Here is a 6,335-nt window from a genome sequence, read left to right as displayed (position 1 = left end):
TTGAACTTAAACGACAACTGGAATATAAATGCAAGCATGCAGGTTGTCAGTTTGAGATCGTAAATGAGAGTTACACTACCCAGACCTGCTCGTGCTGCCTTAAAATAAGTGACAGTAGTCCGAAAGGTAGAGCAGGCTTGCGAATAAGAGGATGGGCTTGTGCTGAGTGTGGCACATGGCATGATAGAGATATCAATGCTGCTAAGAACATCCTTGCGGTCGGGCTTGACCGTCTAGATGTAGGAATCCCCTCGGTTTAGCGAAGGGAGGAGGTCAATAGCTCGATAAGCCAGCTATGTGCTGGGTTTTTTGTTTCTAAGCTTTTTATTTATAGTTAAAAATCCTGAAAGTTTAAAACGTCTAGCAAACAGTTAATCCTTACATCCATTGATTATATGGCGCTTCCTGTCTAGAATTCTTCGCGAGTTATTTCTTTTTATTTCCACTTAGTTAACCTTGGTGTTGTCATGTCCACTTCGCAAGCTACAAATAACGATAACAGTAATAAAAATAATGTTAAAAATAAACCGCCAATCGCTACTGAGAACCTAGCGAAAGCCCAGTTTCAAGTTGAGGGCATGTCGTGTCAAGCGTGTGCCACTCGTATCGAAAAGGTTTTAAATAAAAAACCAGCCATTGCTTCAGCAAGCGTTAGTTTTGCTGGCGAGACTTTGAACGTCAATTATGATGCCAGTCAGTCCAATGCCGAGCAGATTAGCGAGTGGGTCAGTAAGACAGGGTTTACTGCAGTACCTATGACAGATAATCAGATCCCTCAGGCGGCTGATAAGTCTATGGATTGGCGCTTGGTGCTGATCTGGATTTGTATGATTCCGTTCTTAATTGGCATGGCAGGCATGGTGCTGGGTCAAGGCATGAGCTGGATGCCAGCGTTATGGATACAGTTTGTGTTAGCCACCTTCGTTCAGCTAGGCTTGGCTGGTCCATTTTATCGCAGTGCCTGGGCTTCCATTAAAGGTGGTCTGGCTAATATGGATGTGTTGGTGGTCATCGGCACAGTGACCATTTGGGCGTATTCGACCTATATCTGGCTAGAAAGCTTGGGCGTTAATCTGACGGATAGCAGTAGCTTTGCTTTAAGCTGGGCGGACATCACCAGCCATAGTGCAGCTCATGTACCGGTTTATTTTGAAGCGGGGGTGATGATTATCGCCTTTGTTAAGCTGGGTAAATACTTAGAGCAGCGTACCAAGAAGCACAGCCTAAATAGTATTAATATGCTGTTAGAGCTAACGCCAACTACCGTAGAGAAGTTAGTTGCAGTTAATGAGCCGCAAGCAACACAGACTGAGGCGGGTGAGGTAGAGTTAAGCTTCGAGCAGGTAAATTTAAATGAAGTACAAAAAGGCGATGTACTGCGTGCCAAGCAAGGCTCACGAGTGGCGACAGATGGTATTGTCATCTCCGGTGAAGGCTGGTGTGATGAAAGTCATTTAACGGGAGAGTCGGTTCCGGTTACCAAGAATAAAGGCGATAAAGTATTAGCCGGTGCTATGGTAGAGAACGGCAGCCTTAACTATCAAGTTACCGCCAAGGGCAGTGACACTCAGCTAAGCGATATGGTCAAAGCACTGAGTGAGGCTCAAGGCAGTAAGGCGGATTTGGCCCGTTTGGCCGATAAAGTAGCGGCAGTATTCGTCCCTGTGGTGGTGCTGATTGCGTTGGTGACGTTTGGTCTAACCCTATCGATCACAGGCGCTATGGATAAAGCCATTTTGCATGCGGTGTCAGTATTAGTTATTGCCTGTCCTTGTGCGTTAGGACTGGCCACGCCAGCAGCCATTATGGCGGGGATGGGTGTGGCGGCTCGTCATGGCGTATGGTTTAAAGATGCTCAAAGCTTAGAGATGGCCGGCAGTGTGGATACGGTAGTGTTTGATAAGACCGGTACTTTGACCAAGGGTAAGCCGCATATCGTTGACTCAATGATGGTCAATAAAAGTATTCGTAGTGAAGATGTATTACAGCTCGCAGCCAGCGTTGAGGTCCATGCCAGTCACCCACTAGCCACAGCTGTGGTGAATGCAGCTCAAGCCAAAGAGTTACCGCTACTTGCTGCCAGTAAAGTGGATGTGGTATCTGGCATGGGAGTGAAAGCTCATGTCGAAGGCTTTGGTGAGGTGAAAGTAGGTACAGCAGAATTTGTGGGCTTAAAGCTGCCAAAGGCATTGCCCAAAGTTTGGCAAATCGCCAGTACCATTGCGGTTAGTGTGGAAGGAATGCCACTGGGTATGTTTGCTTTGGCCGATGAGCTAAAAGAAGAAAGCCCGCAAGCGGTTCAAGCCTTAAGACAAGATGGCCTAGAAGTAGTCCTGCTAAGCGGAGATAAGCCTTCAGTGGTACAGCAGGTTGCCGATGACCTGGATATTAAAGTGGCACATGGTCACTTGAAACCTCGTGATAAAGCACAGTGGATTGAAGCGCACCAAGCAGTCGGTCACAAAGTGGCTATGGTAGGCGATGGGGTTAACGATGCGCCAGCTATGGCCACGGCCTATGCCAGCTTTGCCATGCTAGATGGAACAGAGGTGGCCAAACACAGTGCCTCAGCCAGATTAATGGGCGACTCTATCATGCAGGTACATTCAGGGGTAGATATTGCCAAGGCGACCGTTCGCAATATTAAGCAAAACCTATTTTTTGCGTTTATCTATAACTGTTTGGGTATTCCGTTGGCAGCCTTTGGCTTATTAAACCCAATGATTGCAGCAGCAGCCATGGCGCTCAGTTCAATCTCAGTACTGATGAATGCCCTTCGTTTGACCCGTCACAAGGTTTAAGCTGTCGCAACAATATCCATAGCACAATATCTAGCAACCGTTACAGGGGCTTATATTTTTGGTAAATGCGTATCAATAAGCCCTTTTAATTGCTGATAATTGCTTGGAAATAGGTTTGAAACATCCAAGAATTTGGGAATTTGTGCTATCATTAGCCAAATTATTTTGCATAAAAAAATACGCTTAGAACCCCCTTGAGTAAATCACAACCCGCTGGGTAATCTGCTCAAAACTTATTCTTATTACTTAATTAATCAAAGAGGCTTGTAGACGCTATGTACGCAGAAACTTTTACTAACGCAACTGAAATTCAAGACATTCGTGCTCGTGAGATTCTAGACTCACGTGGTAACCCAACTATTGAAGCCGATGTTATCTTAGCAGACGGTTCTATGGGCCGTGCAGCTGCACCAAGTGGCGCCTCTACTGGTTCACGTGAAGCGCTAGAGCTACGTGATGGCGATAAGTCTCGTTACTTAGGTAAAGGGGTTATCAAAGCCGTTTCTAACGTAAACAGCCAAATCAGAAGCGCTTTAATCGAAAATGATGCTACCGATCAGCAAGCCATTGATAACCGTCTAATCGAGCTTGATGGTACTGAGAATAAAGACAACTTGGGTGCCAACGCTATGTTAGCTGTGTCATTGGCTACTGCTAAAGCGGCTGCTATTTCACAAAACATCCCATTACACCAGTACATCGCAAACTTACGTGGCCAAACGTCATTGACCATGCCAGTACCTATGATGAACATCCTAAATGGTGGTGAGCACGCAGATAACACAGTAGATATCCAAGAGTTCATGATTGAGCCAACAGGTTTTAGCAGCTTCTCAGAAGCCCTTCGTGCCGGTGTTGAAATTTTCCATAGCTTAAAGTCAGTTCTTAAAGCTCAAGGTTTAAACACAGCTGTGGGTGATGAAGGTGGCTTTGCCCCAAACTTACGCAGCAACGAAGAAGCGATTACTGTTATTTTACAAGCCATTGAGCAAACAGGTTATAAAGCGGGTAAAGACATTCACTTAGCGCTAGACTGTGCAGCCAGTGAGTTCTACAAAAATGGTCAGTACATTTTAGCGGGCGAGGGTAACAAGACTTTTGACAGCCAAGGCTTCTCTGATTACCTAGTAAGACTAACGGAACAGTATCCAATTATCTCTATCGAAGACGGTCTAGATGAGTCAGATTGGGAAGGCTGGGCTTACTTAACCAGTAAATTAGGTGACAAAGTACAGCTGGTAGGTGATGACTTATTCGTAACTAACCCAGCTATTTTACAAGAAGGTATTGATAAGAACATTGCCAATGCTATCTTGATTAAGTTTAACCAAATCGGTACTTTATCTGAAACTCTAGATGCCATTTACCTAGCTAAGAAAAATGGCTATGCTACAGTAATCTCACACCGCTCAGGTGAGACAGAAGACAGCACTATTGCTGACTTAGCAGTAGGTACTGCAGCCGGTCAAATCAAAACAGGTTCTTTATGCCGCTCTGACCGTGTGGCTAAGTACAACCAGTTATTACGTATCGAACAACAAGTTCGTGCCAGCTACCGTGGTCGTGAAGAGTTCATCGGCTTACGTGGCTAATCAGACCGCTAGTTTTTATTAAATTAGTTGTCTAGAGTGACTAGTAGATTGAGTGGCTGTCCTTAGGATTCCACTCAATCTTGCTATTATAGACTGCACAGATACTGTTATAATTTTATGAGTAGTCGTATTGTATTCTCAGACACTTTCATATTCATGCTCACTGTTTAATTTATCCTAAGTCCTCTTATGAAATATTTTAGCCAATTTATGTTGTTCTTAATTGCTGTTGCGGTATTGCTAGGCTTGCAGTATCAGTATTGGCTAGGAAAAAGTGGGCGCGCAGGGTTAGAACAACTGCATGAAGAGATGGCCGTGCAGCAGCAGATGAATGACCAGAAGATAGATGAGAATAAAGTACTTCGTGCTGATGTGAATGATTTAAAAAATGGGTTAGAAGCGGTTGAAGAGCATGCTCGTCTAGACTTAGGTTTGATTAAACCAGGTGAAACCTTTGTGCAATTATCTACAGCTCCGGTGACTCATACCAATCAGCCAACACCGCCTGTTAATCCAGAGGATGCCATTGAAAGTATTCCTTAGGGTTTAGCATTTACTATTTCATAAATTCAAAAGTGATTAGTTTTGACTGCAACCACCTCTGCCTCAGCTCTCCCAGATTCCACCTTACCCAAAGTATTTAGCCTAATTGTCGCCGCTGGCAAGGGCAGCCGCTTTGGTTCTGATATTCCCAAACAGTATACGCCAGTACATGGCAAGACCATTTTGCAGCAAAGCGTCACCGCTTTGGCCGCCAGCAGCTATATCCGGCAGCTGCTTTTGGTCATTGCCAAAGACGATAGCGTTGCCAAAGACTTAGACTTTAGTCTCCCTGTGACTTTCACTGAGGGCGGTGCTGAGCGTTGGCAGTCGGTGCAGGCTGGGGTAGAGGCCGTGTTTGCTGCTGGGGCAAAAGATGAGGATTTGATTCTAATTCATGATGCAGCGCGTCCTTGTGTCTTGGCCAAGCATATCGATTTGGTGATAGAGGCGGCGATGCAGCACCCTTATGGGGCCATCTTAGGGGTTCCTGTCGCAGATACGTTAAAGAAGGTGAGCGTAGAGGGCGATATTCAAGCCACCATTGATCGAAGTAGTCTATGGCAAGCTCAGACCCCTCAAGTATTCCGAGCGGCTAAATTACGCCAAGTTTTGAGCTATGTGGCTGACAATGGGTTGATGATCACCGATGAAGCCAGTGCTTTTGAAGCCATGGGTCATGCCATTAAGATAGTGCCAGGTAATAATCAAAATTTGAAGCTAACATATGCAGAAGACTTAACGCTAATCGAGAGTATTCTTAGCAGTCGTTAGCAAGAGGCTGATGTTCATTTAATAGGCTGTTTCATATTCATAGGCCATAAATTCATAGGCCATAAAATTAACAAGCTATAAAACCGGCCTTCAACGCTAAGAGATAAAAAAGACATAAAAAAAAGCCAAACTCAAAGAGTTTGGCTTTTTTCGCAAGCAGTTATCAATCGGATAATGCTCACTTAGATAACACAAAATAGTGGTATCCCGTAGGGGATTCGAACCCCTGTTACCGCCGTGAAAGGGCGGGGTCCTAGGCCTCTAGACGAACGGGACACAGACCACTTCGACCGCTTTCACCGTTAATGTCGAAGTGGTGCGTATTCTAATGATTAACCTATGGGGTGTCAACCCTTTTTTTTGAAAAAAGTGAAAATTTTGCAAAAAAAAGTCAAAACCCTGAATTGCTGGGGTTGTTTGCCCCTATTTAATAGGTTTAGAGTCTGTTTCTGTTAGCCGTTCCGAAAAACTTACCTAACCCTACTCACATAGTTTTAGAGTTTTCTTCCTGCTTCATAGACGTCTGCCATTGTGATTACACTCAGGTCTTACATCGTCTCCACAGGCTAACACGGTGGAACTCACCGCTTTTTTTAACCCATCAGTGATGGGTTAACACTTTATCTGC

5 protein-coding genes and 1 tRNA gene are annotated in these 6,335 nt (G+C 44.8%); 5 read left to right on the top strand and 1 reads right to left on the bottom strand.

Translation table 11 applies throughout. The annotated features are described in order from the left end of the window. From A1232T_RS06670 to ispD, 5 genes are all read left to right on the top strand, one after another. Nucleotides 1-260: zinc ribbon domain-containing protein (locus A1232T_RS06670; protein WP_077448690.1), on the top strand; the 260-nt coding region annotated here is incomplete at its 5' end. Between the two features lie 207 nt (nt 261-467). Next, nucleotides 468-2,801: a heavy metal translocating P-type ATPase gene (locus A1232T_RS06665; protein WP_077448689.1), complete on the top strand. Its 2,334-nt coding sequence runs from the start codon at nt 468-470 to the stop codon at nt 2,799-2,801. A 275-nt stretch (nt 2,802-3,076) separates the two neighbouring features. Continuing rightward, nucleotides 3,077-4,393 (top strand): phosphopyruvate hydratase, encoded by a 1,317-nt coding sequence (gene eno / locus A1232T_RS06660; protein ID WP_077448688.1) that lies wholly within the window; start codon nt 3,077-3,079, stop codon nt 4,391-4,393. Between the two features lie 189 nt (nt 4,394-4,582). Continuing rightward, the gene (locus A1232T_RS06655; protein WP_077448687.1) at nt 4,583-4,936 is read left to right on the top strand and encodes an FtsB family cell division protein; all 354 of its coding nucleotides are present in this window, start codon (nt 4,583-4,585) and stop codon (nt 4,934-4,936) included. Nucleotides 4,937-4,978: 42 nt separating this feature from the next. Then, on the top strand, nt 4,979-5,707 hold the full coding sequence (ispD, locus tag A1232T_RS06650) for a 2-C-methyl-D-erythritol 4-phosphate cytidylyltransferase (RefSeq protein ID WP_077448686.1): 729 nt from the start codon (nt 4,979-4,981) through the stop codon (nt 5,705-5,707). A 200-nt stretch (nt 5,708-5,907) separates the two neighbouring features. Here the strand turns inward: ispD and A1232T_RS06645 are convergent. Then, nucleotides 5,908-5,983: transfer RNA gene (locus A1232T_RS06645), tRNA-Glu, on the bottom strand. Nucleotides 5,984-6,335 lie beyond the last annotated feature (352 nt).

This window comes from Psychrobacter pasteurii (genome assembly GCF_900162815.1).
Lineage (GTDB): Bacteria > Pseudomonadota > Gammaproteobacteria > Pseudomonadales > Moraxellaceae > Psychrobacter > Psychrobacter pasteurii.
Note: the sequence above shows the minus strand (reverse complement) of the source record. Positions and strands in the feature narration are given on the sequence as shown.